The following is a 26963-nucleotide window of genomic DNA, read 5'->3' on the forward strand; positions in this document are numbered from 1 at the left end:
GGCCTGGTGCCGGTATTTTTTTATACTAAATAAAAGAGCCGTGAGGTATCAGGTGCGAATATTGGCAGTGGCAATCATGGTGTGCTTGCTGAGCGGATGCGGCAGTATTATTAGCCGAACTATCCCAGGGCAAGGGCACGGAAACCAATACTATCCTGGCGTGCAATGGGATGTCCGGGACTCCGCGTGGCGCTACGTCACCATCCTAGACCTGCCATTTTCGCTGGTGTTTGATACCTTGCTGCTCCCGCTCGACATTCACCACGGACCTTACGAGTAGCTATCGCTCATCCCATTCATCGGCCGCGGTCTGACCCTCTTCGGTATCCAGGGGAGGTTCCAGCTGGAATTCACCTTCATCCCATTCGTGAAGCGTGTTTTCTTCCTGCCACTCCTGACGGATTTCAATTTCATCATAGTCGCCATCAAAAACGCTTTGGGCCGCTTCACCACTCAGCATTGGCAGGCATTCACCCTCGCCCTCATCCTCATCAGCAAAGAATTCCGCCTGCCACATAATGTCACCATCCTGTAGCACGTATTTTTGTACGCTTAGCTGTTGAACGCTGGCTTCGTCGGGCTCAAGGTCAGGGTTATCAGCCAGAAATTCTTCACGAGCGGCATCAATGGCTTCTTCCAGCGTGGCATACATGGTCATCAGAGTCTCCCTTTGATTTAATGAAGTATTCAGGGAAATAATAGTTGATTCTCCGATATTGCAAGTATGAATGCACAAAAATCATCCAGTGGCCTCAGTGTTCCGGCGACGGCGCAGACTATTCCACGAGTAGAAAGCGTTAAACAGTACGACGCCCGCGGTCACGCAGAAGACGGCGCGAAAACCGTAGTTGGCGGATATTGCCGCCCCCATTAACGGTCCCGTTACGTTACCGATATCGCGAAATGACTGGTTATAACTGAAAATACGCCCGGCGATCTGATTGGTCGAGTTATAGACCAGCAGCGTTTGCACAGCCGGGAGCAGAGCCCCGTCAGCGGCCCCCAATAAAAAGCGCAGAACGGCAAGTTGCCAGGGCGATTGTACAAACGACATTGGAATAAGCAGCAGCACGGAGATGACCAGAGCAACAATCAGGATCTTCTCCGGGCCAATTCGATCACCTAATTTGCCAAGTCGCGGGGCGCTGATTAACGCAGCCACGCCTGGTACGGAAGCAATCATCCCGCTGATAAAGGCGATGTTACTGACGTTGCCAGCCAGCTCTCGAACGTACAGCGTCAGAATTGGCGCGATGGACCCGGTTGCCACCTGGATTATCAGCGTTGTGACAAACAGGCTCAGCACCAGTTTGGGATTTTTTAACGAGGCCACGACTTCGCGAATGTGTAGCATCTCTTTCTTGCTCACCGGTTGGAAACGTTCGCGAATAAAAAATAGCGTCAGGATAAAACAGAGCAGCAGTACGCTGGCGGTGATGAAAAATACCGGGCGTAGTCCGTACTGATCCGCGAGCAGCCCGCCTGCCAACGGTCCGAGCAGTGCGCCGCTGACGCCGCCGGTGGAAAGCGTTCCCAGCGCCCAGCCGCTTTTATTGCGCGGAACCTGGGTGGCGATGAGTGCATTGGCGTTGGGAATGAAACCGCCGAGCAGACCCAACAGGGCACGCAGGACCAGGAACTGCCAGATATTTTGCGCCAGCCCCATCAGCAGCATCACAATCGCCATACCCAATGCGGAACGCAGCAGCATGATTTTTCGCCCTTTGCGATCGGCAAGGCCACCCCAGAAAGGAGAGGCGATGGCGGAAAAGAGAAAAGTGATGCTGAAGACCAGACCTGACCACATATTCAGGGCGCTATGACCCGTGACGCCGAGACTCTCGACATAGAGGGGCAAAAAGGGCATAACCAGGCTAAATGCTGCACCGGTTAAAAAACAACCCAACCAGGCAACGGTGAGGTTACGTTTCCAGTTTATGGGAGCATCTGAGGGTGACATAGCGTTCCGCAGTGTGGCGCGCTGTTTGCGCTATCGATTGAATATAAGGAAGCAGGCTAATTATGCGCCTGGTTGATAGTTGCTGCAATGCGGATAGCAGTTAAACCTAAAGCGGGCAGGGAAGGTGTTGCAGTCCACAGGACTGCAACCGTGCTTTAGTACAGGGAAGGTGAACCTTCAGGACGCGTCTTGAAACGACGGTGTAGCCACATGTACTGCTCTGGGGCCATCATGATGCATTGCTCAACAATCTTATTCATCCACGCTGCCGTAGTCTCCGCGTTGTCTAACGGCGGTGAACACTCCGGAGGCAGCATAATCAATTGATAACCTTTACCGTCAGGTTTGCGGCGGGGAACAAACGGTACCAGGCAGGCATTCGACATGCGTGAAAGCATCCAGGTCCCGGAGGTTGTTGCGGCCTGTTCAACAGCAAAAAGCGGGACAAATACGCTGGCGCGGGGACCGTAGTCATGATCCGGCGCGTACCAGACCACTTCGCCTTTTTTCAACGCTTTAATCATTCCTTTCAGGTCTTTACGATCGAGCATGGATTTATTAGAGCGCATACGGCCCCAGGTTTGTAGCCAGTCGAGCAGTGGGTTGTCGTTAGGGCGATATACGCCTATCCCCGGCTCCTGCAAACCAAACTGACGCGCACCCAGTTCAAGGGTCAGAAAGTGCAGACCCACTAACAAAATTCCCCGTTTTTGCGCCTGAACGTCGCGGATATGTTCCATCCCGATAACTTCCGTCCAGCGTGAAATGCGCTTGTCAGACCAAAACCAGGCCATTCCGGTTTCCATCACGCCCATGCCCACGGACTCGAAGTTCTTGACTACCATCTGCTGGCGTTCCTGCTCGCTCATTTGCGGGAAGCACAGTTCCAGATTACGGGAAACAATTTTTGCCCGACGTTTCATCAAACGTAATGCCAGACGACCTAATGCGCAGCCCAACTTGTAAAGAACCGGGTAGGGTAACTGCACGATTAACCAAAGGATGCCAATGCCCAGCCAGGTTAACCAATAACGTGGATGCAGTAACGCAGCCGAAAACTTGGGTAAATTCGTCATGTCTATCCTGTCTTCAAACGACCAATTGCCTGTATTGTCGCATTTTTTCGCGCATATCAAAAATTTGTGACGGGAGAACGGTGATTAAACCAGCAATTGTTGTTGCACTTTTATATTGGAGTAAGAAATGTAGCGTAAAATGTGTGGATGTAAATTGGCGGTGTTTGCTTTATTATGCCGCCGATTTTCATTTTCTCCCTATTTGCAGGATACGTACACCATGCCAGTGTTACACAACCGCATTTCGAACGATGCGCTCAAAGCCAAAATGTTGGCTGAGACCGAGCCGCGCACGACGATCTCATTCTATAAATATTTCACCATCGCTAATCCTCAGCACACGCGTGATGCGCTGTACCAGATGTTCACTGCATTGAACGTCTTCGGGCGCGTTTATCTTGCCCATGAAGGAATCAATGCGCAAATCAGCGTACCGCAAAGCAACGTCGAGGCATTCCGCCAGCAGCTTTATGCGTTTGATCCCGCATTCGCCGGGTTACGTCTGAATATCGCGCTGGATGATGATGGTAAATCGTTCTGGGTGCTGCGCATGAAAGTGCGTGAACGCATCGTGGCGGATGGGATTGACGATCCGCAATTTGACGCCAGCAACGTAGGTGATTACCTGAAGGCGGCGGAAGTAAACGCCATGCTGGACGATCCTGACGCGGTATTCATTGATATGCGCAACCACTATGAATACGAAGTGGGCCATTTCGAGAATGCGCTAGAAATCCCGGCAGACACGTTCCGCGACCAGTTACCGAAAGCCGTTGAAATGATGCAGGCGCATAAAGATAAAAAAATCGTTATGTATTGCACGGGCGGGATCCGTTGTGAGAAAGCCAGCGCCTGGATGAAACACAACGGATTTAGCAAAGTCTGGCACATTGAGGGCGGTATTATTGAATATGCCCGCAAGGCGCGTGAACAGGGGCTTCCTGTGCAATTTGTCGGTAAAAACTTCGTTTTTGATGAGCGTATGGGCGAAAGGATTTCTGAAGATGTTATTGCGCATTGTCATCAGTGCGGAACGGCGTGCGACAGCCATACTAATTGCAAAAATGATGGCTGCCATCTGTTGTTTATCCAGTGTCCGGCCTGCGCGCAGAAGTATAACGGCTGCTGTAGCGAATTGTGTAGCGAAGAGAGTAAGTTGCCGGAAGAAGAGCAACGTCGTCTTCGCGCCGGACGTGAAAATGGCAACAAAATATTTAATAAGTCACGCGGTCGTCTGAATACCAAACTGGGTATTCCGGACCCTGCGCAATAGTCATCATGCCGGATGGCGGCTTTAGCCCCATCCGGCAACTCATACGTTACTTCTGTTGGACGCCTTCCACTGAGATGATCAGATCGACTTCCTGAGCCGCCGGGCCGAGATCGGTGGTGATGTTGAAGTCCTTCAGCTTAATTTTACCTTCTGCTTCAAAACCTGCGCGCGTGCCACCCCACGGATCGCCGCCCTGACCGATCAGCTTCGCATCCAGCGTAACCGGTTTAGTGACGCCGTTCAGGGTGAGATTACCGGTGATATCCAGGTCGTTCCCCTCTTTCTTCACGCTGGTAGAGCTAAAGGTCGCCTGCGGGAATTTGGCCACGTTAAGGAAATCTGCGCTGCGCAGGTGCTTGTCGCGTTCGGCGTGATTGGTGTCAACGCTGTTGGTGTTGATGGTGACGTTAACCTTATCGGCTGCGGGATTTTTCTCATCAAAGGTAAAAGTCCCGTCGAAATCTTTAAATGTGCCGTACAGCCAACTGTAACCCAGGTGCTGAATACGGAAATTAACAAAGGCATGCTGTCCTTCTTTGTCAATTTTGTAATCTGCCGCCACGGCTGACCCGGTGGTGAATAACAGAGAGGCGAGTGTAAGTCCCAGCAGGTTTTTTTTCATTTTAAGCTCCATAGTCAGATGACGATTTTCCCAACATGCGATTCAGGGTATCGTCGTTATCGATAAAGTGATGTTTCAGGGCCATCACTCCGTGCAGAAGCGATAAAACCACCACGGTCCACGCAAGCCACAGGTGCAGACTACCGGCGAGGTCGGCCTGAGCGCCCGCATTGGCAAGGGTGGCAGGAATGTCGAACCAACCAAATACGCTTATCGCTTTGCCATCAGCGGTCGAAATCAAATACCCGCTGATGACAATTGAAAAGAGCAATGTGTATAGCGCGAGGTGACCCAGTGCCGCCGCGATGCGGGTGAAACGGGAATAACTTGCCAGCGCAGGAGGAGGAGGGGAGATCAACCGCCAGACGACGCGGATAACCAGCCCCATCATGAGCATAACGCCGATGCTTTTATGCAGTTCAGGGGCCTGGTGATACCAGCCGTCGTAATAGCTGAGTGTGACCATCCACAATCCCAGCGCAAACATGCCATATACAGCAATCGCAATCAGCCAGTGTAAAGCGGCAGACACCACGCCATAGCGTTGTGGAGTATTATTGAATTGCATAAGTGCACCGTTAGATATTTCAGAAGTGAATGAAAATGGCGCGTAAAAGACATTAATGCAACTAATAAATAACAATAATGATGATATTTGTTTTTTATTCAATAAAATTGATTGAATTGTGAAGTAATCATCAAGGAATTAGTAGGGATGGATGACATTAAGGCGTGGTTTCTGGGGGGTTAAGGTATTTTTCTTGTTCAGTTAATTGCAATGAAAATTAAGTTAATATCAGTTTATGTCAATTAGTGTCAGCGTTGCGGGTTCAGAAAAACATAATATATATCACATCCATAATTGCCAGCAGCGACCATAAAATAATGTAGAGCATAAGATGCTCGCGAATATTATTAACCAGATAGTGAAAGATGCGGCGCATCAACGTTATTCCTGTCATTAAAAATGGCCTCACCAACGAGGCCATTCATTTATTATCGCTTAAAACGATTTAGCCTGAAGGGCGTCAGGTCAAAGTCAGACGATTTGTCCTGGGCGAAGTCTGCCGCAATCTCTCCGAGGACAGAGGCAAACTTAAAGCCATGTCCGCTCAGCCCGGTGATGATCAGCGTGTTGTCATGCTCCGGTAGAGTATCAATAATAAAGTCTTCATCTGGTGAGTTATCATAGGTGCAGGACGCACCGTGCAGACAGCAGCCCACGCCTGGCAGTATTGTGCGCAGGAATGGGAAGGCTTCAGAACCATCGCTGACTACAGCGGCAAACGGCTTGCGCTCTTCTGCCGAATGAATTACCTGTCCGCCATTGTGCTTACCAATTTTTAGCTCGTCGTTTTCTGCCGGGAAACCGTAGAATTGATCGCCATTTGGTAGCTCTCCGGTGAAGGCAGGGAAGTTATTCTTAACGCTGTAACGCCCATCGGCTTGATACCAGGCGAACACTTTGCGTACCGGTTGTATCGGTAGTTCAGGGACTAATGCCTGTACCCAAGTTCCGGCGCTGATCACCGCTTTTTGCGCGTGATAGTCACCATCGGCGGTTTCTACCGTGACGCCATCATCACTATGACGAATTGCGCTGACCGGGCATTTAAATAGCTGCGCACAGCCTGCTTCCTCCGCCAGACGGATCCAGGTTTTAATCGCTAACTCACTACGTAAAAAACCAGACTCCGCTTCAAACAGACCGATATAGTTTTCAGGTACGCGAATCTCTGGCCAGCGCGCCATAATGGCTGCTGCATCCAGTTGTTCAACATTGAGTTGCCACTGTTTTGCGCTTTGCGCCGCGGTCGCTAAGAAGGTTGAATCTGCCGGACCAAGGTTGATGACACCAGAGCGCACAAAAATCGGCTCTTCATTTTGGGTGGATAATTCATCCCATAATGTTTGCGCACGCAGCACCAGCGGAACATATTTTTCACCTTCGCCATAGGCATGACGAATTAATCGAGTGTCGCCGTGGTGGCTGCCCTGCTGATGCGGTGGCATATGCGCATCGATCATCAGAACCTTCAGACCGGCGCGAGTGGCATAGTATCCGGCTGCGGCACCCACGGAACCGCTGCCAATTATGATTAAGTCGTATTTCATCCGCTTCTCTCTGCAATCGCGATAGTAGCAGGGTAAATAAGTGACCCGGAATATTCAACCTGGAAATAAGAAAGGCACCGGAAAGGTGCCTTTTGATGGTTGGATGTATCAGATTTAATGTCGCTGATACTCATTTACCTGGTAATCGCCGGATTCAATTTTAGCGATTCCTGCTTCTAATATCGAAATAAATTGCCTGGCAACATCAGTGGTTAACCAGAGCGTTTGACCAACTTCAGTCCCATCCGGGTCTGGACGATTCGGGGTCTGGTAGTGCAAACGCAGCATCAGCGCATCATAGCTATCAACAGTGCTGATGTCCCATCCTACTAACGGATGAGTCTGAATGACTTCATTATTCTTTTCCATCATGCCCCCTAATTCGTGTTACTAGACAACGGTTTTCGAGGTTCAATGCGTTTTTTCTGAAGCAACTTCAGTATATCAATAAATAAGGGTATTCATTGAAAATTTAAAGAGGTAAGCACATAAAATTTTCGTTTTCAGCGTTATCTGACTAACAAACCGACATGTTATTCATTTTTTTTAAGCATGTTGCACAATTATTTTGGTGTTGTGGTTAAAAGATAGCCAGGAATTTATTATTAAAATATCAGTTTGCCAGAAGGAATGAACTATTGATTAAAAGATGGTGTGTATAAAAAAGCCGGGGCGACCCGGCAAACAAACATCACTGCATATCATTATTTATTCATTGATGAACCAGTCATCCGCGCTTTCCCAGGTCTCCTGGAGGATCTCGCTGATGCGTTCTTTATCCTCTTTGGTGGCACCAATAACCGACAGATTGTTTGCGCCGGCATAACGGACGGTAACGTTACCTTCGTTATCCGGAAAATGGTGCTGAATACGGCGGGAGAGTTCACCTGCCAGCGCGTCAATTGCACCAGCAGGTAAAGGTGAAGTTTTGGCAATAGTGACTTCAATACGCATAGTAGCCCCCTGTGGAATATACTGTTTATTTATACAGTTATTCTCGCCAGTTGGCTACACTTTTTTTTAGCTTTTCACGGACCAGTGTACCGTTTCGCCACCCAGGAAAGGCACCAGCGTATCATCTTGCAGCGCAATGCTCTCTGGGACCTGGTGCTCCACGCGTTCCAGCTCAATAAAGGTTTCATTCACCGGCAAACCGTAGAACTGTGGGCCATTGAGTGAGCAGAAGGCTTCAAAATGGTCCAGTGCATTCATCTCTTCAAACACGGTGGCATAACTGCCCAGTGCGGTCGGCGCATTAAAGCAGCCCGCACAGCCACAGCTTGACTCTTTACGATGACGCGCATGCGGCGCTGAGTCGGTACCGAGGAAGGCGCGGTTAAACCCGCTGGCGACCAGCTCACGCAGCGCCTGTTGATGGACGTTACGTTTGAGGATCGGCAGGCAGTACAGATGTGGGCGAATCCCGCCGACCAGCATGTGGTTGCGGTTAAACATCAGGTGCTGTGGCGTAATGGTCGCCGCCAGAAGGTCGTTGCCGTCGCGCACGTATTCGGCAGCATCTTTAGTCGTGATATGTTCGAACACCACTTTCAGCGCAGTTAAGCGCTGACGCAGTGGTTCCATCACCGTTTCAATAAAGCGCGCCTCGCGATCGAAAATATCGATATCCGCATGCGTCACTTCGCCGTGCACCAGCAGAGGCATACCCAATTTTTCCATCCGTTCCAGCACTGGCATGATGGCATCAATAGAGGTTACGCCATGCGTCGAGTTGGTGGTGGCATTGGCCGGATAGAGTTTTGCGGCGGTGAACACGCCTTCGTTGAATCCACGTTCCAGCTCATTGGGATCCAGCGTATCCGTTAAGTAGCAGGTCATTAATGGCGTGAAGTCGTGTCCGGCAGGTACCGCGTCAAGAATTCGCTGGCGGTAAGCGATAGCCGCGTCCACCGTGGTGACGGGCGGAGCCAGGTTCGGCATGACAATGGCGCGGCCATAAACTTCGCTGGTATAGGGCACGACAGTTTTTAACATGTCGCCATCGCGAAAGTGAAGATGCCAGTCGTCTGGGCGGCGGATCTTTAAAACCTGGGATGGTGCAGTCATCAATATGCTCCGGCTGAGGATAGTCTTTTTTGCCGGAAACAAAGGATAAGCGGAAACGTTTTCGTTTGCACGAAAAAAAAAGGGCGCATCGGCGCCCTCTGTCATATTAGTCGGTGAACGGGATAATGATTTCTCCCGGTTTCACCTCAATGCCTTTCGCCAGTTTTTTCGCCAGCGCTTCCCCCTGGCTGCTGTCATCCCGCAGAATGTATGCCGGCTGCTGGTTGAAATAGTTGCGCAGCGACTGATTTAAATAAGGCATCAGCGTTTGCAGTACCGACTGCATTTTTTCCGGCGTGACGGTAGCGTCCACGACTTCCATTTCTTGCAGATAAATCGCGCCTTTTTCTTTATTGAAAACCGGTAAGGCTTTTAGCTTCAACTTCATGGTCGCTTTCTGACTGCCAAACAGGGAGTTCATGTCCAGGTTGGCGTCTCCGGTCAGCGTCACTTTATTGGGTTCTTCACGGCCTATCTGGCTGGCGAGATTGTTCAGTACGATATGTGCTTCAGCGACGCCAGGCAAACCGATATCTTTTGAAAAGTTATTATTCTTCGCCAGGGCCTGATTAATCTCTTGCTCGCTAACCGTGTATTGCGTGAGTTGATTACAACCAACCAACAGGCCGCTGACAATTAGTGCAGCGGCAAAAAAAAACTTTTTCATGGGGTTCCTCAACATGATGCTTGTGGTGTAATCGTGACACAAAGCATCATCGAGCACCAGCGCTGCGGGTAACAGCAGAAAAAACTGAAAAATGCGCGTACGCCAGATTGGCTATCAGGCGTCAGGCTCCAGCATACCACGCGTTGGGCGTTTGAGACTGAATTGCCAGCCCAGCGCCAGGAAAGTGATGAAGCCGATAATACCGAGCATCATCCAGGGCAGCTCCGGTTGTGCCAGGGCTTTACCCATGTCAAACAGCCAGCCGCCGCCGATATAACCAATGGCGCCGCCGATGGCGAGTCCCAGTCGGCTGAAACCCATATAGCTTCCCCGTGCCCGTGCATTCGCCAGCGAGGCGCTCAGGGTTTCACGCGCCGGTTCGGCGATGATTGAGCCAATATAGAACGTGCAAATCAGGGTGAACAACTGCTGTAAATTCCCGACCAGGCCGATGGGCATCATGCTTAAAGACATCACCAGCAGACCGGCCATCAGGCGATGCTCAAGGCGAAAGCGTTTTTCACTCCAGCGGGCAATCGGGTAGAGCAACGTTAAAGATAGGCACGCTTCGATGGCATACATCCATTTCACAGCGGCCGGTGAGCCAGCGATGTCGTTTACCATTATTGGCAGCATCAGCATCACTTGTACCGCCAGCATGTAATAGCCCGCCAGCGTCAGCACATAAGTGACAAAGCGCTTGTCATGCATCACGTGGCTCATTCCTTCGCGCACCGGAATTTTCACCGTTGACAGTTTCCATGCCGGAAGTAGCCAGGCGTTAAACGCCGCGCACAGAACGAACAAAATTGCGCCGGTGGCACACACCAGACGGAAATCGTATTGCAATAACCAACTGCCGAGCAACGCGCCAACCACGGCCCCGGCGCTATCCTGCATCATCAGAATAGAGAAAAAACGCCCGCGCTTTTCCGGACGGATCAGTTTGACCACCAGCGCCGAGCGGGGAGGGTCGAACAACGTGCCGCCCAGCCCGGAAAGAAAGCAGGAAAACCACAGCAGCCACGGTTCATGGGCAATGCCCATGGTGGCGAATCCGGCAGCGCGCATCAGCATGCCGGTGACGATCATCGGTTTTGCCCCGAAACGGTCAGCAATAGCACCGCCGAAGATACCTAAACCTTGCTGGATAAATTGACGTAATCCTAGCGCGATACCGACCATCACGGCGGCCCAGCCCATTTGATCGACGAAACGAATTGAGATCAGCGGGAAAACGACGAAGAAACCCAGCACGACCAGCATGTTATCGATAAGAAGGAAGTATTTACCCAGGTTCCTTGCCTGCGAGACTTGCGACATTTCCCCTCCAGGGAAAAACTCGTCACTCTGGATAGAGTTTAAAAGATAAGCATCTCCTATTCTGCGGTGTCGTCATCGCTTTTCCCACCCTTCGCGGGACAATATTTTTTTATCAAAAGTCCGTCTTGATAGAGAGTTTTCATCAAAATGTGTGAATAATTCAAAAAATGGCATTTTGCTCTTTTCACAGGGCGTATTTGCGCAGGTATAGTAATGCGAATAGCGTATTGAAGACGTTACGGGAAGGAGTAGGTATAGAATGTTTGGCTATCGCAGTAACGTGCCAAAAGTGCGCTTAACCACGGACCGCCTGGTCGTGCGTTTAGTGCATGAGCGTGATGCCTGGCGTCTGGCAGATTATTACGCAGAAAATCGTCATTTCTTAAAACCCTGGGAGCCTATTCGCGATGAAAGCCACTGTTATCCGTCAGGCTGGCAGGCGCGTCTGAGCATGATCTCTGAGTTTCATAAACAGGGCACCGCTTATTACTTTGCGCTGCTCGATCCGGAAGAAAAAGAGATTATTGGCGTCGCGAACTTCTCGAACGTCGTGCGGGGATCTTTCCACGCCTGTTATCTCGGTTACTCCATTGCACAGAAGTGGCAGGGGCAGGGGCTGATGTATGAAGCCTTAACCTCGGCTATCCGCTATATGCAGCGCACGCAGCATATTCACCGCATTATGGCTAACTACATGCCACATAATAAACGCAGCGGTGACCTGCTGGCGCGACTGGGTTTTGAAAAAGAAGGGTATGCCAAAGACTACCTGCTGATTGACGGGCAGTGGCGCGATCACGTGCTGACGGCGTTGACCACATCAGAATGGACCCCCGGCCGCTAAGTTTCAGATGCAGCCATGATTAATGGAGAAGACGATGAAATACGAATTAACCGCCACCGAAGCACGGGTGATTGGCTGTTTATTAGAAAAACAAGTGACTACACCTGAACAGTATCCGCTCTCCGTTAACGGAGTCGTAACCGCCTGCAATCAAAAAACGAATCGTGAACCCGTGATGAACCTGTCGGAATCCGACGTGCAGGATCAGCTTGATAACCTGGTGAAACGGCATTTCCTGCGTACGGTGAGTGGCTTTGGTAATCGCGTCACGAAATATGAGCAGCGTTTCTGCAACTCTGAGTTTGGCAATCTTAAGCTCAGCGCGGGGGAAGTCGCGCTCATTACCACGCTGTTGCTGCGCGGCGCTCAAACACCAGGTGAGCTACGTAGCCGCGCCTCCCGGATGTACGAATTCAGCGACATGGCCGAAGTAGAGTCGACACTGGAGAAACTGGCAACCCGGGAAGATGGTCCTTATGTCGTTCGCCTGGCGCGTGAGCCGGGCAAACGTGAAAGCCGTTATATGCACCTGTTTTGCGGTGACGTTGATGAAGCGATGGCCACCACAGATGAACTTCCGGCAGCTTCGGGCGATCTACAGGCGCGCGTTGAAGCGCTGGAAACAGACGTCGCGGAGCTTAAGCAGCGGCTTGATTCCTTGCTGGCGCACCTGGGAGACTAATGTGAATAAATTACGTATCGGCGTTGTCGGGCTCGGCGGGATTGCGCAAAAGGCCTGGCTGCCCGTGCTGGGCGCTAGTGCAGACTGGACGCTGGAAGGGGCATTTTCACCTTCGCGTGAAAAAGCGCAGCGTATCTGTGATACCTGGCGGATACCCTACGTTGATTCACTGGTTAATCTGGCGCAAACCTGCGATGCGGTTTTCGTCCATTCCAGTACCGCAACGCACTATGCGGTGGTCAGCGAACTGCTGAATGCAGGGGTTCACGTGTGCGTGGATAAACCGCTGGCGGAAAACCTGCACGAAGCTGAACAATTGGTGGAGCTGGCCGAGAGGAAAAAGCTGACGCTGATGGTGGGGTTTAACCGTCGATTTGCGCCGCTGTATCAGGATCTCAAATCCCAGTTGGGCAATGCGGCGTCCGTACGCATGGATAAGCACCGGACGGACAGCGTCGGGCCGCACGATCTGCGCTTCACTCTGCTGGACGACTACCTGCACGTTGTCGATACCGCATTGTGGCTGGCGGGAGAGAAAGTGCAGTTAAATAACGGTACGCTGTTAACCAATGAATCCGGCGCGATGCTCTATGCGGAGCACCATTTTTCTGCCGGGCAAATGCAGATAACGACCAGTATGCATCGCCGCGCCGGTAGCCAGCGCGAGAGCGTGCAGGCGGTGACGGATGGTGGCCTGATTGACGTCACGGATATGCGGGAATGGCGGGAAGAGCGCGGGCAAGGTGTGGTGCACAAGCCGGTAGCAGGCTGGCAAACTACCCTGGAACAGCGTGGTTTTGCCGGATGCGCACGTCATTTCATTGAGTGCGTGCAAAATCAGACGGTTCCCCAGACGGCAGGTGAGCAGGCGCTCCTGGCCCAGCGCGTTGTCGAAAAGCTGTGGCGGGAGGCAATGGCTGAATAACCCCCTGTAACATCTGGCGGTAGTAATTCATTGTAATCCAGGTACTATATGCCAACTCAAAAATAACACCTCTTTTCAACCATAGGCTGGTTTGTCGGCCTGATAAGACGCTACGGCGTCGCCATCAGGCACAGCAAAAGTGCCGGATGGCGGCGATCATGCCTTATCCGACCTACGAGCAGGTTTGTCGGGGTTTTGCCTCAGAGTCTGGAATACAACATAGATGAATTTATTAAAGTCGCTGGCAGCCGTCAGCTCGATGACGATGTTTTCACGTGTGCTGGGTTTTGCGCGTGATGCGATTGTCGCCAGAATCTTTGGCGCAGGGATGGCGACTGATGCCTTTTTTGTGGCGTTCAAACTTCCTAACCTGCTGCGCCGAATCTTTGCTGAGGGCGCTTTTTCGCAGGCGTTTGTGCCTATTCTTGCCGAATATAAAAGTAAGCAGGGTGAGGATGCGACCCGCGTCTTTGTCTCTTACGTTTCCGGGCTGTTGACCCTGGCGCTGGCCGTGGTGACGGTCGCCGGGATGCTGGCTGCCCCGTGGGTGATTTTAGTCACCGCGCCTGGGTTTGCCGACACCGCGGACAAATTTGCGCTGACCACTCAACTGCTACGGATCACCTTTCCGTATATTCTGCTGATCTCGCTGGCTTCGCTGGTGGGTGCGATCCTGAATACCTGGAATCGCTTTTCCATTCCGGCGTTTGCGCCGACCTTTCTGAATATCAGCATGATCGGTTTCGCGCTGTTTGCTGCTCCTTATTTTCACCCTCCGGTGCTGGCGCTGGCGTGGGCCGTTACCGTTGGCGGCGTGCTACAGCTGATTTATCAGCTTCCGCACCTGAAGAAAATTGGCATGCTGGTGCTGCCGCGCGTGAACTTCCGTGATGCGGGGGCGATGCGCGTCGTTAAGCAAATGGGCCCGGCGATCCTTGGGGTATCTGTCAGCCAGATTTCACTGATCATCAATACGATTTTCGCTTCATTTCTGGCCTCTGGCTCAGTGTCATGGATGTATTATGCTGACCGTCTGATGGAGTTTCCGTCTGGCGTACTTGGCGTCGCGTTGGGGACTATCCTGCTGCCCTCGCTGTCCAAAAGTTTTTCCAGCGGTAATCATGATGAGTATTGCCGTCTGATGGACTGGGGCCTGCGTTTGTGTTTTCTGTTGGCATTACCGAGCGCCGTGGCGTTGGGGATTCTGGCCAAACCGCTGACGGTTTCTCTGTTCCAGTACGGTAAATTTACCGCCTTTGACGCCGCGATGACGCAGCGCGCGCTGGTGGCATACTCGGTAGGTTTGATTGGCTTGATCGTGGTGAAAGTGTTGGCCCCTGGTTTTTATTCGCGCCAGGATATTAAAACGCCAGTCAAGATTGCCATTGTCACGCTGATTATGACCCAGGTAATGAACCTGGCGTTTATTGGACCGCTGAAACATGCCGGGCTGTCGCTGTCGATTGGTCTGGCGGCGTGTCTGAACGCCTCACTGCTGTACTGGCAACTGCGTAAACAGAAAATTTTTACCCCACAACCGGGTTGGGCCTGGTTCCTGGCGCGACTGGTGATTTCTGTGCTGGTGATGTCGGCGGCGCTGGTTGGGATGCTATACATCATGCCGGACTGGTCGCAGGGAACGATGTTATGGCGTCTGCTGCGTCTGATGGCCGTTGTGGTGGCCGGTATTGCTGCTTACTTCGCTGCGCTCGCGGTGCTGGGCTTTAAAGTGAAAGAGTTTGTGCGCCGGACGGCGTAACAGATTAATGCCGGATGGCGGCATGACGCCGTATCCGGCCTACAAACGCGTAGGCCTGATAAGCAAAACGTTATCAGGCTAGCATCAGATAGAGAATTTTTTCCCGCCGCGGTGCGCAGCAGAGGTTTGACCGTTTGCGCCATACAGCGCCGGTTCCTGGTGCGGTTTCAGCACTTGAATCGCTTGTTGATTGCGCTCGATCTGCCCTTCCAGCAGCCAACCGTTGTGCTGGTTGAGTTCGCGTAGGTCCTGCGTTTTCCGGGTAATGGTCTGCCAACGCTCGGCAATTTCATCATTGGCGCTGCGTGTGGCGTCATGCTCCAGACGGCGCTGCTGCTCCAGATAATCAAGGGTTGCCAGCAAAGAGCTTTTTTCTTCTGTAATACGCTGTAGCTGGCTGCCGTTAATATATCCTGCGGAAAGCTGCTGCTGTTCAGCATCCATTACCGTTTTCAGGTCATTGAGGACGGTCGTCATCTGGTCAAGTATTTCTGACAAACGAGTCATACTTTATTTACTCTGTAAGTAGCTCTGCGCCTCGCGGATCAGCGAGTCGGCAATTTTTCCGGTGTCCATTTTCAGCTCGCCATTACGGATTGCGGTTTTGAGTGCTTCCACGCGTTCCATATTGATGTCATTGGTGCCGGGCTGCATCAGTTTGGCCTGGGCGTCGCTCAGCATGACGCTGGTGCTGGTGGTGGCGGTGGTTTTTTCCTTCCGCGTTTTTTGTACCGGCGCATCGCTGGTTTCACGTGGCTGAACGGTACTTACTGGCTTCAATGGTGAGGTACGATCAATGCTCATTTTGTTTATCCTCATCGAGGGGTTACGCTATAGCGGCCCGCTGTAATCATTGGTTGTTTATCTATCGGCACACGCTAAAAAATCTTTAACCTATTATAGGTTAATAAGAATATTCCCATCAGAATCGACGACACCGCTCACCACCTGGCCTGAAATCATCCGTACTCGGGCATTCTGGGCGACGGCGGCATTGTTCAGCGCTTTACCTTCGGCATTCACCCGAAAGCCATCTCCGTTGGCGATAACCAGGACGCGCTGACCGGCCTTGATTCGCCATGCCTGGCGCAACATGGAAAGCTGTATCGGCTGACCTGGCACCAGATCGCGCAAGCTTACGGCATCCTGCACCTGATTCATATCCAGCACGGCGCGCGGAGGGAGTTGGTCCAGTCGACCTCGTTTTAGCGTTACGCTGGCCGAAGTCAGGGCGCTACCCCGAGCGACGGGCGCGGCGGCAACAACGTAGTTTCCCGTGGCCTGCACGTTCACCTGCAGATAACGTTTCTCGTTGGCGCAGCGCGCCAGCACGTTCACATTACCCCACAATTTTGCACTCCCGGACACGCTTAATGCTGGTTGTTCGCAGCTCGGCAATAAATTTGGCGACGTTCGGATAGTAACGACGACCTCATCGCTAAATCCGGCCAGACGCTGGGAAAACCATGCCGTCAACTGTGAATTCAGGTCTTGCGCCAGCGTCATAGGACTGAACAGCAGTGCTGCCACGACGACTCCACGTTTAAACGTTTGCATCAAAACCTCGCGCTTTTTCAGGTAGTGACAGGATTCTACCTGTGTGACGCAGTCATCAACGCAACAAATAGCGACGCATTTTGCGTTTATTCCGGCGATAACGCGCGCGTAATGGGATTTAAGCTGTCGGCTGAATTTTGTCATTTGCGGAGGAGATATGCTCGATAAGCTCGACGCCGCCTTACGTTTTCAACAGGAAGCGCTGAATTTGCGCGCCCAACGCCAGGAAGTATTGGCGGCCAACATAGCCAATGCCGACACGCCGGGGTATCAGGCGCGCGACCTGGATTTCGCCAGTGAATTAAAAAAAGTCATGGTGCGAGGACGGGAAGAAACCGGCGGTGTCTCGTTGACGCTGACCTCTGCACAACACATTCCGGCCCAGACCGTTTCCGCTCCTTCTACGGAACTGCTCTACCGCATTCCTGATCAGCCGTCTCTCGATGGCAACACGGTAGATATGGACCGGGAGCGTACGCAATTTGCAGACAACAGCCTCAAGTATCAAATGGGGCTGACCGCGTTGGGTGGACAAATCAAAGGCATGATGAACGTGCTGCAAGGAGGGAACTAATTCGTGGCGCTGTTAAATATTTTTGATATCGCAGGCTCTGCGCTGACGGCTCAGTCTAAGCGCCTGAACGTGGCGGCCAGCAACATGGCGAATGCGGATAGCGTCACCGGACCTGACGGTCAGCCGTATCGCGCGAAGCAGGTTGTTTTTCAGGTTGATGCCGCGCCAGGTGCGGCAACCGGTGGCGTAAAAGTCGCTGACGTCATTGAAAGCCAGGCGCCGGATAAGCTGGTTTATGAACCCGGTAATCCGCTGGCCGATGCGAACGGTTACGTAAAAATGCCGAATGTGGACGTCGTCGGCGAAATGGTCAACACCATGTCAGCCTCGCGTAGCTACCAGGCAAACGTTGAAGTGCTCAATACGGTGAAAAGCTTGATGCTCAAAACGCTGACGCTAGGCCAGTAAAAGGAGGCGCACATGTCTATTGCTGTAAAAATGAATGACCCGAGCACGACGGGTGTGAATGACGCAACGGGGAAGAGTTCGCTGACGGGCAGCAACGCCGCGGACCTGCAAAGCAGCTTCCTTACGCTGCTGGTTGCACAGCTGAAAAACCAGGATCCAACCAACCCGCTGCAAAACAACGAACTGACCACCCAGTTGGCGCAAATCAGTACCGTGAGTGGAATTGAGAAACTGAACACCACGCTGGGATCGATCTCCGGGCAGATCGACAACAGTCAGTCGCTGCAGGCCAGTACGCTGATTGGCCACGGTGTCATGATCCCAGGTACCACCATCCTTACCGGTAAAGGTACGGAAGAGGGCGCAAAAACCACCACTACGCCGTTTGGCGTTGAACTGCAGCAACCGGCAGATAAGGTTACCGCAACCATTACCGATAAAGACGGCAAGGTGGTACGCACCATTGATATTGGTGGGTTGAAAGCGGGCGTTCATACCTTTACCTGGGACGGCACCATGACCGATGGCACGGATGCGCCAAGCGGTTCTTACAACGTGTCAATTGCTGCCAGTAATGGCGGAACACAACTGGTGGCTCAGCCGCTTCAGTTTGCGCTGGTGCAGGGCGTTATTCGCAGCAACGGCGGTAATACGCTGGATCTGGGCACCTATGGAACCACCACCCTCGACGAAGTACGGCAGATCATTTAAGCCTTCACACTTATCAGGAGTAAGTCATGGCCTTTTCACAAGCGGTCAGCGGTCTGAACGCTGCAGCGACCAACCTCGATGTCATTGGTAACAACATCGCCAACTCCGCCACCTATGGTTTTAAATCCGGTACGGCCTCTTTTGCCGATATGTTCGCCGGTTCTAAAGTAGGTCTGGGCGTTAAAGTTGCGGGCATTACCCAGGACTTTACCGACGGTACCACGACCAACACCGGTCGCGGGCTGGATGTCGCTATCAGCCAGAACGGTTTTTTCCGCATGGTAGACAGCAACGGTTCCGTTTTCTACAGCCGTAACGGTCAGTTCAAGCTCGATGAAAACCGCAATATCGTCAACATGCAGGGGCTACAGCTGACGGGCTATCCGGCTACCGGTACACCGCCAACGATACAGCAAGGTGCTAACCCGGCGCCGATCACTATCCCGAATACGCTGATGGCGGCTAAAACCACCACGACTGCGTCAATGCAGATCAACCTGAACTCCACTGACAAGGTGCCAACGAAGACCCCGTTTAATCCAAGCGATGCGGATTCCTACAACAAAAAAGGCTCAGTTACCGTTTTCGATAGCCAGGGTAACGCCCACGACATGAATATTTTTTATGTCAAAAATGCGCAGAGCAACACCTGGGAAGTTCACACACAGGATGCTTCAACCGGAGCCGCTGCAAAATCAGCAGGGTTTATGCGCTTTAATGAAAATGGTGTGTTCTTAGGGATTAGCGCCACAGCCGCCGAGGCGGTACCGACGCCTCCTACCGTCTGGCCAAAGGAAATCAACATCACAACCGGGCAGATTAACGGTGCTGATGCGGCAAATTTCTCTCTGAGCTTCCTGAACTCCATGCAGCAGAACACTGGCGCCAACAACATCGTTGCCACGAATCAGAATGGCTATAAGCCGGGCGACCTGGTGAGCTACCAGATTAACAATGACGGTACTGTGGTCGGTAACTACTCCAACGAACAGCAACAGGTTCTGGGGCAGATCGTGCTGGCAAACTTTGCCAACAACGAAGGTCTGGCTTCTCAGGGTGACAACGTCTGGGCAGCTACTCAGTCTTCCGGCGTGGCGCTGCTGGGTACCGCAGGCGAGGGTAACTTCGGCAAGCTGACCAACGGCGCGCTGGAAGCATCAAACGTGGATTTGAGTAAAGAACTGGTGAATATGATCGTCGCCCAGCGTAACTATCAGTCGAACGCGCAGACCATCAAAACCCAGGACCAGATCCTCAACACGCTGGTCAACCTGCGCTAAGCGCCTGACGGGATGGCTTAATGGATCACGCAATTTATACCGCCATGGGCGCGGCCAGTCAGACGCTGAATCAACAAGCGGTGACGGCCAGCAACCTGGCAAACGCCTCAACGCCGGGTTTTCGTGCGCAGCTCAATGCACTGCGCGCGGTTCCCGTTGAAGGATTGTCTTTACCGACGCGTACGCTGGTGGTGGCCTCCACGCCGGGGGCCGATATGACACCGGGTCAGATGGACTATACCTCACGTCCGCTGGACGTGGCGCTGCAACAGGATGGCTGGTTGGCTGTGCAGACCGCGGACGGTAGCGAAGGATATACCCGAAATGGCGCCATTCAGGTAAGCCCTACGGGGGAACTGACCATTCAGGGACACCCGGTGATTGGCGAAGCCGGACCAATAGCCGTACCGGAAGGTTCAGAAGTCACCATTGCGGCAGACGGCACGATCTCGGCGCTCAACCCTGGCGATCCGGCTAACACCGTTGCGCCAGTTGGGCGACTGAAACTGGTGAAGGCCACGGGGAGTGAAGTGCAACGTGGCGATGACGGTATGTTCCGTCTGACTCAGGCCGCGCAGGCTACCCGTGGCGCTACGTTACAGGCCGACCCCAGCATTCGCGTTATGTCGGGTGTGCTGGAAGGCAGTAACGTTAAGCCGGTAGCCGCGATGAGTGACATGATCGCCAACGCCCGTCGTTTCGAAATGCAAATGAAGATTATCAGTAGCGTGGATGATAACGCGGGTCGCGCCAACCAACTGCTGTCGATGAGTTAATACAGGACATTTTATGATCAGTTCATTATGGATCGCCAAAACCGGCCTGGATGCGCAGCAAACCAACATGGATGTGATTGCCAACAACCTGGCAAACGTCAGTACCAACGGATTTAAGCGTCAACGTGCCGTGTTTGAAGATCTGTTGTACCAGACGATTCGCCAGCCTGGCGCACAGTCTTCTGAACAAACCACACTGCCGTCTGGTTTGCAGATTGGTACCGGTGTGCGCCCGGTCGCGACCGAGCGTTTACACAGCCAGGGGAATCTGTCGCAGACCAACAACAGTAAAGATGTGGCGATTAAAGGGCAGGGCTTTTTCCAGGTCATGCTGCCTGATGGCACGTCCGCCTACACCCGTGACGGTTCTTTCCAGGTGGATCAGAACGGCCAACTGGTGACTGCGGGTGGTTTTCAGGTTCAGCCGGCTATCACCATCCCGGCTAACTCGCTCAGTATCACCATTGGACGCGACGGTATCGTCAGCGTAACCCAGCAGGGCCAGGCAGCACCGGTTCAGGTTGGGCAGCTTAACCTGACTACTTTTATGAACGATACTGGTCTGGAAAGCATTGGTGAGAATCTGTACACCGAAACGCAGTCATCCGGTGCGCCGAATGAGAGCACTCCGGGGCTGAACGGCGCGGGTCTGCTGTACCAGGGTTATGTTGAAACCTCTAACGTCAACGTGGCGGAAGAGCTGGTAAACATGATCCAGGTTCAGCGCGCTTACGAAATCAACAGTAAAGCGGTATCGACCACCGATCAGATGCTGCAAAAACTGACGCAACTCTAAAGTGTGGCCCGGTGGGGTGAAAGCCTCACCGGCACACTGATTTTGAAGATGACCGCAATGCGAAAATACGCGCTTCACCCATACCCAATTTTAGCCCTGTTGGTGGTTTCATTGACAGGATGCGCCTGGATCCCGGCCACGCCCCTCGTGCAGGGCGCAACGTCTGCCCAGCCTGTTCCTGGCCCGACGCCGGTGGCGAATGGATCAATCTTCCAGTCGGCCCAACCGATTAACTACGGTTATCAGCCGTTATTCGAAGACCGCCGTCCGCGCAATATTGGCGATACGTTGACCATCGTATTGCAGGAAAACGTCAGCGCGAGCAAAAGTTCTTCGGCTAATGCCAGCCGCGACGGCAAAACCAACTTTGGCTTTGATACCGTACCGCGTTATTTGCAAGGACTGTTTGGCAACGAGCGTGCTGACGTAGAAGCTTCAGGCGGTAACACCTTTAACGGTAAAGGCGGCGCGAACGCCAGCAATACCTTCAGCGGTACGCTGACCGTAACGGTCGATCAGGTACTGGTGAATGGCAACTTACATGTTGTGGGTGAAAAACAGATCGCCATTAATCAGGGCACTGAATTCATTCGCTTCTCCGGGGTCGTTAACCCGCGCACCATCAGTGGCAGCAACTCCGTACCGTCAACTCAGGTTGCGGACGCACGTATTGAGTATGTCGGCAACGGCTACATCAATGAAGCGCAGAATATGGGCTGGTTGCAGCGTTTCTTCCTTAACTTGTCGCCGATGTAAGCGAGGTAGCCAGTGTTTAAATCTTTAGTTGGAATGGTACTGGTGCTGATAACCACCTTTGCGCATGCCGACCGTATTCGTGACCTGACCAGCGTTCAGGGCGTGCGGGAAAACTCGTTGATCGGTTATGGGCTGGTGGTCGGTTTGGATGGCACGGGTGACCAGACCACCCAGACGCCGTTTACTACGCAAACGCTCAACAACATGCTTTCGCAGTTGGGAATTACCGTGCCAACCGGCACCAATATGCAGCTGAAAAACGTGGCGGCGGTGATGGTGACCGCGCAATTCCCGGCCTTTGGTCGTCAGGGGCAAACCATTGACGTGGTGGTCTCTTCCATGGGGAACGCCAAAAGCCTGCGCGGCGGAACGTTGCTGATGACCCCGCTGAAAGGGGTCGATAGCCAGGTATATGCGCTGGCGCAGGGGAATATTCTGGTAGGCGGTGCAGGCGCGGCTGCGGGTGGCAGCAGCGTGCAGGTAAACCAGCTCAATGGCGGGCGTATTACCAACGGCGCGACCATCGAACGTGAATTACCCAGCCAGTTCGGTGGCGGTAACACCATTAATCTGCAGCTCAATAATGAAGATTTCACTATGGCGCAGCAGATAACCGACACCATTAACCGTTCGCGCGGCTTTGGTAGCGCCACTGCGCTGGACGCCCGGACGATTCAGGTACGCGTGCCAAGCGGCAACAGTTCGCAGGTGCGTTTCCTTGCTGACATCCAGAATATGGAGGTGAACGTCACGCCGCAGGATGCGAAAGTGATTATCAACTCGCGCACTGGATCCGTCGTTATGAACCGTGAAGTCACACTGGATAGCTGTGCCGTCGCGCAAGGCAACTTGTCGATAACAGTAAACCGCCAGGCGAACGTCAGCCAGCCGGATACACCGTTTGGCGGTGGACAGACCGTGGTGACGCCTCAAACCCAGATCGATCTGCGCCAGAGCGGCGGTTCGCTGCAAAGCGTGCGTTCCAGCGCCAACCTGAACAATGTTGTGCGTGCGCTTAATGCGCTAGGGGCAACGCCGATGGATCTGATGTCCATTCTGCAATCGATGCAGAGCGCGGGATGCTTACGCGCCAAACTGGAAATCATCTAATGATTGGTGACAGCAAACTGCTGACCAGTGCCGCCTGGGATGCGCAATCACTGAACGAACTGAAAGCGAAAGCGGGTCAGGACCCGGCGGCGAATATCCGCCCGGTTGCCCGTCAGGTTGAAGGGATGTTCGTACAAATGATGCTGAAAAGCATGCGTGAAGCGCTGCCGAAAGATGGCGTTTTTAGCAGTGATTCGACACGTTTGTATACCAGCATGTATGACCAACAAATTGCGCAGCAGATGACCGCAGGTAAAGGTCTGGGACTGGCTGAAATGATGGTTAAGCAGATGACTGAAGGGCAGGCGCAACCCGCAGACGATGCGCCGCAGGTGCCAATGAAGTTCTCCCTGGAAACGGTGACCAGCTATCAAAACCAGGCGCTGACGCAACTGGTCCGTAAAGCCATTCCCCGCGCGACGGAAAGCAATGATGAGCCGCTGTCAGGTGACAGTAAAGACTTCCTCGCCCAGCTATCGCTGCCGGCTAAGCTGGCAAGTCAGCAAAGCGGGGTTCCGCATCATCTGATTCTGGCGCAGGCGGCGCTGGAGTCCGGATGGGGCCAGCGACAAATCCGCCGTGAGAACGGTGAACCGAGCTTTAACATTTTTGGCGTGAAGGCTTCGGGAAGCTGGAAAGGCCCAACCACCGAAATCACCACCACCGAATATGAAAACGGCGAGGCGAAAAAGGTGAAAGCCCGATTCCGCGTCTATAGCTCTTACCTTGAGGCACTGTCGGATTATGTCGGTCTGATATCGCGTAACCCGCGCTATGCGGCGGTAACCGCCGCTGCTACCGCCGAGCAGGGGGCACAGGCTTTGCAGAATGCCGGTTACGCGACTGACCCTAACTATGCGCGTAAATTAACCAGCATGATCCAGCAGTTGAAATCGATGAGCGAAAAAGTGAGCAAAACCTACAGTACGAATATCGATAATCTCTTTTAAATAGCTCAAGTCTACCAACCTGCTGCCGATAATAACGAGTATTGAAGGATTACAAGGAACCTCCATGTCCAGCTTGATTAATAACGCGATGAGTGGACTCGCCGCAGCGCAGGCCGCGTTGAATTCTGCCAGTAATAACATCTCCAGCTATAACGTTGCCGGATACACCCGTCAAACGACAATTATGGCGCAAGCGAACAGCACGCTGGGTGCGGGGGGCTGGGTTGGCAATGGCGTCTATGTTTCTGGCGTACAGCGCGAGTATGACTCCTTTATCACGAATCAGTTACGTGCCGCGCAGAACCAAAGCAGCGGCCTGACAACGCGCTATGAACAAATGTCGAAAATCGACAATCTGCTCTCCAGCAAAACCAGTTCCATTTCGACCTCAATGCAGGACTTTTTTACCAGCCTGCAAACGCTTGTCAGTAACGCGGAAGACCCGGCGGCGCGCCAGGCGCTGATCGGTAAAGCTGATGGTTTAGTCAACCAGTTCAGAACAACCGACCAGTATCTGCGCGATCAAGACAAGCAGGTTAATACTGCGATCAAGGCCAGCGTTGACCAGATCAACAACTATTCAAAACAGATTGCCAGCCTCAACGATCAGATTTCCCGTCTGACCGGCGTCGGCGCGGGCGCATCGCCTAACGATTTACTCGACCAGCGCGACCAACTGGTCAGTGAACTGAACCAGATTGTTGGTGTTGAAGTCAGCGTTCAGGACGGCGGGACTTACAACATAACCATGGCGAACGGCTATTCACTGGTGCAGGGCAGCAATGCACGCCAGCTGGCGGCTGTGCCCTCCAGTGACGATCCCAATCGAACCACAGTGGCCTACGTCGACGGGGTTGCCGGCGAGGTTGAAATTCCCGAAAAACTGTTGAATACCGGTTCACTGGGTGGGTTGTTAACCTTCCGTTCTCAAGAGCTTGACCAGACGCGTAACACACTGGGCCAACTGGCGTTGGCGTTCGCCGATGCGTTTAACACCCAGCATAAAGAGGGTTTTGACGCGAACGGCGATCAGGGTAAGGATTTCTTTGCTATCGGTAGCCCGGCAGTATTCAACAACGCTAAAAATACAGGAACAGGATCGTTAAGCGCGAAGATTACCGACAGCTCTGCTGTACAGGCGACCGATTATAAAATCGTTTATGACGGGACGGACTGGCAGGTTACTCGCCTGGCGGATAATACCAGCTTCAAAGCTACCGTTACCGGTGGGAAGATGTCCTTTGACGGGATGGAAATCACCGTTAATGCTGGCGCAAAAGCAAATGACAGCTTTACAGTGAAACCTGTCAGTAACGCCGTTGTTGATATGAAAGTCATGGTGACCGATGAGTCGAAAATCGCCATGGCCCAGGTCTCAAAAAATGATCCGGACCCGGATATTGATAAGGGAAAAAGCGATAACCGTAACGGTCAGAAACTGCTGGATCTGCAGACCAAAGCTACCGTGGGTAATAAGACCTTCAACGATGCATATGCCACGCTGGTAAGCGATGTCGGGAACAAAACCGCGACGCTGAAAACCAGCGCCATTACCCAAAACAACGTGGTAACGCAGCTTTATAAGCAGCAGCAGTCTATTTCCGGCGTCAACCTCGACGAAGAATACGGTAACTTACAGCGCTATCAACAGTATTACCTGGCTAACGCGCAAGTGCTGCAAACTGCAAATGCGCTGTTTGATGCACTGATTAATATTCGCTAAGGGAGAGGGACACAATGCGTATCAGCACCCAGATGATGTACCAGCAGAATATGCGTGGCATCACTAACTCTCAGGCTGAATGGATGAAGTTCGGCGAGCAGATGTCAACGGGCAAACGTGTGATCAACCCATCTGACGATCCGATCGCCGCCTCGCAGGCCGTGGTGCTTTCTCAAGCACAGGCGCAGAACAGCCAATATACGCTGGCACGTTCATTTGCGACGCAAAAAGTATCGCTGGAAGAGAACGTACTGAGTCAGGTAACGACGGCAATTCAGACCGCGCAGGAAAAAATTGTCTATGCCGCGAACGGCACGTTAAGCGATGACGACCGTGCATCGCTGGCCACCGACCTGCAGGGGATCCGCGATCAACTGATGAACCTGGCGAACAGCACCGACGGTAATGGACGCTATATTTTTGGCGGATATAAAACAGAATCTGCACCGTTTGCTCAGGCAGATGGCGCTTACAGTGGCGGTACAACAAATGTGACCCAGCAGGTCGATGCCTCCCGTACCATGGTGATTGGTCATACTGGCGATAAAGTATTTGTTAATCTGACCAGTAATGCCGTACCGGAACCAGGCGGCGGTACTCAGGAAAAGAACCTGTTCAAAATGCTGGATACCGCTATTGATGCGCTCAAAACCCCGATTGAGGGCAATGACGCGGCAAAAGCTACCGCCTCTGCAGCCATTGATAAAACCAGTCGTGGCCTGAAAAATTCATTGAATAACGTGCTTTCTGTTCGTGCAGAATTAGGGACTCAGCTCAGCGAGCTAAGTTCACTGGATTCACTGGGCGCCGATCGCGCATTGGGCCAGACTCAGCAGATGAGCAATCTGGTGGATGTTGACTGGAATGCAGCGATTTCGTCCTACGTGATGCAGCAGGCCGCACTGCAGGCATCGTACAAAACGTTTACCGATATGCAGGGAATGTCGCTATTTCAACTGAACCGGTAACACCTTTTTGAACATATCATGAAACTGGATATGTTTGTCTG

The 26963-nt window shown here is 52.6% G+C and carries 32 protein-coding genes; 17 read left to right on the top strand and 15 right to left on the bottom strand.

Annotation, left to right across the window (positions count from 1 at the left end):
* Positions 1 to 52 precede the first annotated feature (52 nt).
* Complete coding sequence (locus N0B36_RS04195; RefSeq protein ID WP_016152609.1) at positions 53 to 280, top strand: YceK/YidQ family lipoprotein; 228 nt, start codon at positions 53 to 55, stop codon at positions 278 to 280.
* Here N0B36_RS04195 and N0B36_RS04200 read toward each other — a convergent pair whose 3' ends face one another.
* From N0B36_RS04200 to N0B36_RS04210, 3 genes are all read right to left on the bottom strand, one after another.
* On the bottom strand, positions 281 to 658 hold the full coding sequence (locus N0B36_RS04200; protein WP_016152610.1) for a MysB family protein: 378 nt from the start codon (positions 656 to 658) through the stop codon (positions 281 to 283).
* Between the two features lie 81 nt (positions 659 to 739).
* Positions 740 to 1960, bottom strand: a complete 1221-nt coding sequence (mdtG, locus tag N0B36_RS04205; RefSeq protein WP_016156180.1) for a multidrug efflux MFS transporter MdtG — start codon at positions 1958 to 1960, stop codon at positions 740 to 742.
* A 155-nt stretch (positions 1961 to 2115) separates the two neighbouring features.
* Positions 2116 to 3036 carry a Kdo(2)-lipid IV(A) acyltransferase gene (locus N0B36_RS04210; RefSeq protein ID WP_115190709.1) on the bottom strand — a complete coding sequence of 307 codons (921 nt, stop codon included), beginning with the start codon at positions 3034 to 3036 and terminating at the stop codon, positions 2116 to 2118.
* A gap of 220 nt (positions 3037 to 3256) precedes the next feature.
* On the opposite strand from N0B36_RS04210, the gene N0B36_RS04215 reads away from it, so the two are divergent.
* Positions 3257 to 4309: a rhodanese-related sulfurtransferase gene (locus N0B36_RS04215; RefSeq protein WP_259686109.1), complete on the top strand. Its 1053-nt coding sequence runs from the start codon at positions 3257 to 3259 to the stop codon at positions 4307 to 4309.
* Positions 4310 to 4355: 46 nt separating this feature from the next.
* On the opposite strand, the gene N0B36_RS04220 is transcribed toward N0B36_RS04215, so the two are convergent.
* The 9 genes from N0B36_RS04220 to mdtH all read right to left on the bottom strand — a co-directional run bounded on the left by N0B36_RS04220 (position 4356) and on the right by mdtH (position 11103).
* Positions 4356 to 4931, bottom strand: coding sequence for a YceI family protein (locus tag N0B36_RS04220; RefSeq protein WP_047501078.1), 576 nt, complete (start codon positions 4929 to 4931; stop codon positions 4356 to 4358).
* 1 nt (position 4932) lies between these two features.
* Positions 4933 to 5499: a cytochrome b gene (locus N0B36_RS04225; protein ID WP_259686111.1), complete on the bottom strand. Its 567-nt coding sequence runs from the start codon at positions 5497 to 5499 to the stop codon at positions 4933 to 4935.
* Between the two features lie 262 nt (positions 5500 to 5761).
* On the bottom strand, positions 5762 to 5875 hold the full coding sequence (locus N0B36_RS04230) for a YceO family protein (protein ID WP_003036148.1): 114 nt from the start codon (positions 5873 to 5875) through the stop codon (positions 5762 to 5764).
* Between the two features lie 52 nt (positions 5876 to 5927).
* The gene (gene solA / locus N0B36_RS04235) at positions 5928 to 7046 is read right to left on the bottom strand and encodes an N-methyl-L-tryptophan oxidase (RefSeq protein WP_259686112.1); all 1119 of its coding nucleotides are present in this window, start codon (positions 7044 to 7046) and stop codon (positions 5928 to 5930) included.
* A gap of 114 nt (positions 7047 to 7160) precedes the next feature.
* Positions 7161 to 7415 carry a biofilm formation regulator BssS gene (gene bssS, locus N0B36_RS04240; protein WP_003036154.1) on the bottom strand — a complete coding sequence of 85 codons (255 nt, stop codon included), beginning with the start codon at positions 7413 to 7415 and terminating at the stop codon, positions 7161 to 7163.
* A 339-nt stretch (positions 7416 to 7754) separates the two neighbouring features.
* Positions 7755 to 8000, bottom strand: a complete 246-nt coding sequence (dinI, locus tag N0B36_RS04245) for a DNA damage-inducible protein I (RefSeq protein WP_003036157.1) — start codon at positions 7998 to 8000, stop codon at positions 7755 to 7757.
* Positions 8001 to 8066: 66 nt separating this feature from the next.
* Complete coding sequence (gene pyrC / locus N0B36_RS04250) at positions 8067 to 9113, bottom strand: dihydroorotase (protein WP_049259720.1); 1047 nt, start codon at positions 9111 to 9113, stop codon at positions 8067 to 8069.
* 106 nt (positions 9114 to 9219) lie between these two features.
* Positions 9220 to 9780 carry a lipoprotein gene (locus tag N0B36_RS04255; protein ID WP_016152618.1) on the bottom strand — a complete coding sequence of 187 codons (561 nt, stop codon included), beginning with the start codon at positions 9778 to 9780 and terminating at the stop codon, positions 9220 to 9222.
* A 114-nt stretch (positions 9781 to 9894) separates the two neighbouring features.
* On the bottom strand, positions 9895 to 11103 hold the full coding sequence (mdtH, locus tag N0B36_RS04260) for a multidrug efflux MFS transporter MdtH (protein WP_016156184.1): 1209 nt from the start codon (positions 11101 to 11103) through the stop codon (positions 9895 to 9897).
* 259 nt (positions 11104 to 11362) lie between these two features.
* Here mdtH and rimJ point away from each other — a divergent pair, with 259 nt between their 5' ends.
* The 4 genes from rimJ (at position 11363) to murJ (ending at position 15313) form a co-directional block, all read left to right on the top strand.
* Positions 11363 to 11947 carry a ribosomal protein S5-alanine N-acetyltransferase gene (rimJ, locus tag N0B36_RS04265; RefSeq protein ID WP_006685101.1) on the top strand — a complete coding sequence of 195 codons (585 nt, stop codon included), beginning with the start codon at positions 11363 to 11365 and terminating at the stop codon, positions 11945 to 11947.
* Between the two features lie 34 nt (positions 11948 to 11981).
* Entirely contained in the window at positions 11982 to 12629 is a 648-nt protein-coding gene (locus N0B36_RS04270; protein ID WP_046274762.1) for a YceH family protein, read from the top strand.
* 1 nt (position 12630) lies between these two features.
* Positions 12631 to 13554: a Gfo/Idh/MocA family protein gene (locus N0B36_RS04275; RefSeq protein ID WP_259686113.1), complete on the top strand. Its 924-nt coding sequence runs from the start codon at positions 12631 to 12633 to the stop codon at positions 13552 to 13554.
* 223 nt (positions 13555 to 13777) lie between these two features.
* The gene (gene murJ, locus N0B36_RS04280; RefSeq protein ID WP_016152622.1) at positions 13778 to 15313 is read left to right on the top strand and encodes a murein biosynthesis integral membrane protein MurJ; all 1536 of its coding nucleotides are present in this window, start codon (positions 13778 to 13780) and stop codon (positions 15311 to 15313) included.
* 84 nt (positions 15314 to 15397) lie between these two features.
* On the opposite strand, the gene flgN is transcribed toward murJ, so the two are convergent.
* The 3 genes from flgN to flgA form a co-directional block, all read right to left on the bottom strand.
* Entirely contained in the window at positions 15398 to 15820 is a 423-nt protein-coding gene (gene flgN / locus N0B36_RS04285; RefSeq protein ID WP_016152623.1) for a flagella biosynthesis chaperone FlgN, read from the bottom strand.
* 3 nt (positions 15821 to 15823) lie between these two features.
* On the bottom strand, positions 15824 to 16117 hold the full coding sequence (gene flgM / locus N0B36_RS04290) for a flagellar biosynthesis anti-sigma factor FlgM (protein WP_016152624.1): 294 nt from the start codon (positions 16115 to 16117) through the stop codon (positions 15824 to 15826).
* Between the two features lie 93 nt (positions 16118 to 16210).
* Positions 16211 to 16870, bottom strand: coding sequence for a flagellar basal body P-ring formation chaperone FlgA (flgA, locus tag N0B36_RS04295; protein WP_016156187.1), 660 nt, complete (start codon positions 16868 to 16870; stop codon positions 16211 to 16213).
* A gap of 157 nt (positions 16871 to 17027) precedes the next feature.
* On the opposite strand from flgA, the gene flgB reads away from it, so the two are divergent.
* From flgB to flgL, 11 genes are all read left to right on the top strand, one after another.
* Positions 17028 to 17444, top strand: coding sequence for a flagellar basal body rod protein FlgB (gene flgB, locus N0B36_RS04300; protein ID WP_016152626.1), 417 nt, complete (start codon positions 17028 to 17030; stop codon positions 17442 to 17444).
* A gap of 3 nt (positions 17445 to 17447) precedes the next feature.
* Positions 17448 to 17852 (top strand): flagellar basal body rod protein FlgC, encoded by a 405-nt coding sequence (gene flgC, locus N0B36_RS04305; protein WP_006685091.1) that lies wholly within the window; start codon positions 17448 to 17450, stop codon positions 17850 to 17852.
* A gap of 12 nt (positions 17853 to 17864) precedes the next feature.
* The gene (flgD, locus tag N0B36_RS04310; RefSeq protein ID WP_016152627.1) at positions 17865 to 18563 is read left to right on the top strand and encodes a flagellar hook assembly protein FlgD; all 699 of its coding nucleotides are present in this window, start codon (positions 17865 to 17867) and stop codon (positions 18561 to 18563) included.
* Positions 18564 to 18589: 26 nt separating this feature from the next.
* Positions 18590 to 19843 (top strand): flagellar hook protein FlgE, encoded by a 1254-nt coding sequence (gene flgE / locus N0B36_RS04315; RefSeq protein ID WP_153690524.1) that lies wholly within the window; start codon positions 18590 to 18592, stop codon positions 19841 to 19843.
* A 20-nt stretch (positions 19844 to 19863) separates the two neighbouring features.
* Positions 19864 to 20619 carry a flagellar basal body rod protein FlgF gene (locus tag N0B36_RS04320; RefSeq protein ID WP_016156188.1) on the top strand — a complete coding sequence of 252 codons (756 nt, stop codon included), beginning with the start codon at positions 19864 to 19866 and terminating at the stop codon, positions 20617 to 20619.
* A gap of 13 nt (positions 20620 to 20632) precedes the next feature.
* Complete coding sequence (gene flgG / locus N0B36_RS04325) at positions 20633 to 21415, top strand: flagellar basal-body rod protein FlgG (RefSeq protein ID WP_003036202.1); 783 nt, start codon at positions 20633 to 20635, stop codon at positions 21413 to 21415.
* A gap of 57 nt (positions 21416 to 21472) precedes the next feature.
* The gene (gene flgH / locus N0B36_RS04330; RefSeq protein WP_016152630.1) at positions 21473 to 22171 is read left to right on the top strand and encodes a flagellar basal body L-ring protein FlgH; all 699 of its coding nucleotides are present in this window, start codon (positions 21473 to 21475) and stop codon (positions 22169 to 22171) included.
* Positions 22172 to 22204: 33 nt separating this feature from the next.
* Positions 22205 to 23281, top strand: a complete 1077-nt coding sequence (locus N0B36_RS04335) for a flagellar basal body P-ring protein FlgI (RefSeq protein ID WP_019076467.1) — start codon at positions 22205 to 22207, stop codon at positions 23279 to 23281.
* Positions 23281 to 24231 (top strand): flagellar assembly peptidoglycan hydrolase FlgJ, encoded by a 951-nt coding sequence (gene flgJ, locus N0B36_RS04340; protein WP_016152632.1) that lies wholly within the window; start codon positions 23281 to 23283, stop codon positions 24229 to 24231. The genes N0B36_RS04335 and flgJ overlap by 1 nt, the downstream gene beginning before the upstream one ends.
* Positions 24232 to 24295: 64 nt before the next feature.
* A complete protein-coding gene (gene flgK / locus N0B36_RS04345; RefSeq protein ID WP_046274758.1) occupies positions 24296 to 25954 on the top strand; it encodes a flagellar hook-associated protein FlgK in 1659 nt (552 codons plus the stop codon).
* 14 nt (positions 25955 to 25968) lie between these two features.
* Positions 25969 to 26922, top strand: coding sequence for a flagellar hook-associated protein FlgL (gene flgL / locus N0B36_RS04350; protein WP_016152634.1), 954 nt, complete (start codon positions 25969 to 25971; stop codon positions 26920 to 26922).
* Positions 26923 to 26963: the final 41 nt, after the last annotated feature.

It is taken from the genome of Citrobacter sp. XY323 (assembly GCF_025106035.1).
GTDB classification, from domain to species: domain Bacteria; phylum Pseudomonadota; class Gammaproteobacteria; order Enterobacterales; family Enterobacteriaceae; genus Citrobacter; species Citrobacter braakii.